This window comes from Finegoldia magna (assembly GCF_018371055.1).
Lineage (GTDB): Bacteria > Bacillota > Clostridia > Tissierellales > Peptoniphilaceae > Finegoldia > Finegoldia magna_I.
Window position 1 is genome coordinate 1 of sequence record NZ_JAGYZD010000199.1, and the last position, 3,160, is coordinate 3,160.

A 3,160-nucleotide genomic window follows, 5' to 3' on the forward strand; every position below is an offset into this window, starting at 1 on the left:
ATCGATACAGATTACTACGAAAAATTCATCGAAGAAAAATTATTGAACAACAACTTCAAATTGATTCTATCATTGAAAGCAACACCAGGTCTTAATTTGAAAAAAGATAACGAAGTGAAGGAAAAATTAAAACAATACAAGGAAAGCTTGTCCGATGAAGAATTGAATGAATTAGTAGATTTGAACAAAAACTTGGAACAATTCCAATCAGAAGAAGACACAAAAGAACAAAAAGACACTATTCCAACATTGGAGCTTTCCGATATTGACGCAAAACTTGAAGATGTAGAAAGAATCGAAAAGAAAATCGACAACTACACATTCTTAAATCCAAATCTATTCACATCAAACATTCACTACGCATCATTTATGTTTGATTTGTCGAAGTTCTCGCAAAAAGATTACTTCTATTTGTCACTTCTATCTGATTATATCGGACTAAGCGACACTACAAATTACGATTACAAAAAATTATACACTCAAACATATCTTGCCTCAGGTGGAATATTCACTGCTATTCATTTGAACAATACAAAAAACGGTCAAGATTTAAAATCCAAATTTGTGTTTAGTTTCAAAACAATAGAAAAAACAGAAGACGAATGTATTAAAATATTGGAAGAATACTTGTTTAATGTGAAATTTGAAGAAAAAAATAGATTCAAAAATATCCTTCAAAACCTAAAACAAGAATACAAAACAAGAATACTTGAAGCTGGAAACCAATTCGCATTGACACGTTCTATGGCATCATTCTCAGAAAAAAGCGTGTTGGAAGATGAATGTTCAGGAATTAGCTACTACGAAAAATTGTGCGACGTGTTGAATGATTTCGATGAAAAAGCAGACATCACTTTGAATAAATTAAAAGATTACTACGAAAAAATCGTAAATTCAAACGATATGATTGTAAGCATAATCAACGAACAAGAATCCGCAAATAAATTCTTCGATAAATTGCAAAAATCATTGATTTCTAAAATGCACACAGAAAAAATCGACATCAAATCTTCTCCGACAAAATTCTTCAAATTAAAAGAAGCTTACAAGACTTCTTCAAATGTTAATTACGTTGTAAAATCAGCCGATTTGAAAAAATACGGGTTTGAATACAATTCCAAAATAACTGTGTTGACAAATATATTGAACACTTCATTCTTGTACAACGAAGTCAGAGCAAAAGGCGGTGCCTACGGAGTTGGAATGAGCGTAAGCTTAAATGGAATATTATATGTGTATTCCTACAGAGATCCTAACATCAAAAACACAATCGACATCTACGATCAAATCGATAAATTTGTTGAAAACATGAGCTTTGATGAAAAAGAAATGAAACAATTCATCATTGGAACTGTGAACCAATTCAACCCACCAATGACTACATTCACAAAAGGAAGTCGTTCGATTAACATGTATTTGTCGGGAAGAACGATAGAAGATTATGAAAATTATCTTGAAAATATGCTACACACAACTGTGGATGATTTGAAACAATTTGCTGAAATAATCAAAAAAGCAATGAAAGAAAACCACTTAGTAGTTGTAGGTAACGACACAAAAATCGACGAAGATGCAAATCTTTTCGACAAAATAATCAATGTAGAATAAAATATCCACTAACGAAAAAATAGGACTGTGACAACAGCCCTATTTTTTTGATGATAATATTCAATGCTTTTTTAATAAAATATTCAACGCTCATGCTAAGAATATCATACGGAAAAAATTGACTTTCGTACCGCGTAAGCGAAGCGTGCTTACGATTTTAAGATTTTAAGATTTAGAAATCAACAATTTTTGTAGTCTAGATATTCGTGCATGATCGTTAATATGTTATACCACAGTTTTTTAATTAAACGAATTTATAACATCAAACATAGGAATGGTAATAGATATTACGATAAATCCTACGATTATTGCCATGAAGATTATAAGCATTGGCTCTAATATGCTAATGAATGATTTGATTGCATATTCCACTTCTCCGTCGTAGAATTCTGATAATTTTTCGAAAATATCTCCCAATTCTCCAGTATTTTCTGCAACTTTTAGCATGGAGTTGAACACTTGCGGAGTGATGTTTCTTTTATTAAATGCTTCTTCAAGTGTAAACTCTCCGGATTCTATTTCTTTGAAAATATCGGAAAGTTGTTGTTTGTAGTATTTGTTTTTCATGGATTTTTGAATTATGATGAGTCCATCCAAAATCGTCATGGAATTTTTGTGAGTTATGCTCAAACTCCTCGCAATTTCTGAGGAGATTATAATTTTTCTTTGTTTACCAAAAATTGATTTGGTCGTTTTGAATTTATCCAGATAATATCCAAATTTTGTTCTTCGATAAGCTATAATACCTCCTGCTGTTATTAAAAGTAAAATAATGAGTATTAATAATCCGTTCTCGTTAATTGCATTTGATACTGAAATTAAAATTCTTGTAGACAGTGGCAGCACCATGTCAGAGCTTTCAAACAAATCCACGAATGTTGGAATGACGTTTTTGAGCATAAATATCAGCATTACAATTCCCGTAACAGTGAGAATTATAGGATAAATCATAGCGTTTTGAACTTTTTTGTTGATATCGTAAGTTCTCTCATAGTATTTGCTCAAATCGTAGACTACTTTGTCGAGCTTCCCACTTTCTTCTCCTAATTTCATCATTGATGTAAAAAACATATCGAAGTTTTTGTCATTTGCAAAACTTTCCGACACGCTCATTCCATTATTCAAATTCTCGGAAACTTTGTCCAAGCTCGGTTTAAGTTGTTTGAATTCTTTTTGTTCTTTAAGTAGATTTACGATTTCGATGATTGGAATCTTAGCGTTCAGAAGAATTGAAAACTGTCTCAAAAACAAAAACAGTTTTTTCTTCGATACTTTGAGATTTATTTCTTTTTTTAAGATGCTATCTTCTTTTAATAAACTGTCAATCTTCATTGTACAACCTCATTGCTTCGTCAAATGAAGTATTGCCAAGTGCTACTTGTATCAAAGCTTTTTTGAACAAACTGTCTATTTTATTTTCTTCACCGTAATTTTTCAAAGATTTCAAGTTCATATCTTTTTTGATTAAACTTCTCAAATCATCGTCGATTTTTAGTATTTGCATGACAGCCATTCTTCCCTCGTAACCAGAACTACATTCATCGCAATTTCC

At 31.3% G+C, this 3,160-nt stretch carries 2 protein-coding genes and 1 pseudogene; 1 reads left to right on the top strand and 2 read right to left on the bottom strand.

Features of this window, described 5'->3' with window-relative positions; genetic code table 11:
- The coding region (locus KHW44_RS07840) for an insulinase family protein (RefSeq protein ID WP_304068082.1) at positions 1-1,608 on the top strand (1,608 nt) is incomplete at its 5' end.
- A 240-nt stretch (positions 1,609-1,848) separates the two neighbouring features.
- Here KHW44_RS07840 and KHW44_RS07845 read toward each other — a convergent pair.
- A complete protein-coding gene (locus tag KHW44_RS07845; RefSeq protein WP_304068085.1) occupies positions 1,849-2,940 on the bottom strand; it encodes a type II secretion system F family protein in 1,092 nt (363 codons plus the stop codon).
- Positions 2,930-3,160, bottom strand: a pseudogene (locus tag KHW44_RS07850) (type II/IV secretion system protein); the annotation flags it as partial. The gene KHW44_RS07845 and the pseudogene KHW44_RS07850, both read right to left, overlap by 11 nt.

Bases quoted from the DNA above. Each gene is read 5' to 3' on its own strand.
- KHW44_RS07845 (WP_304068085.1), bottom strand. From the start codon at position 2,940: ATGAAGATTGACAGTTTATTAAAAGAAGATAGCATCTTAAAAAAAGAA.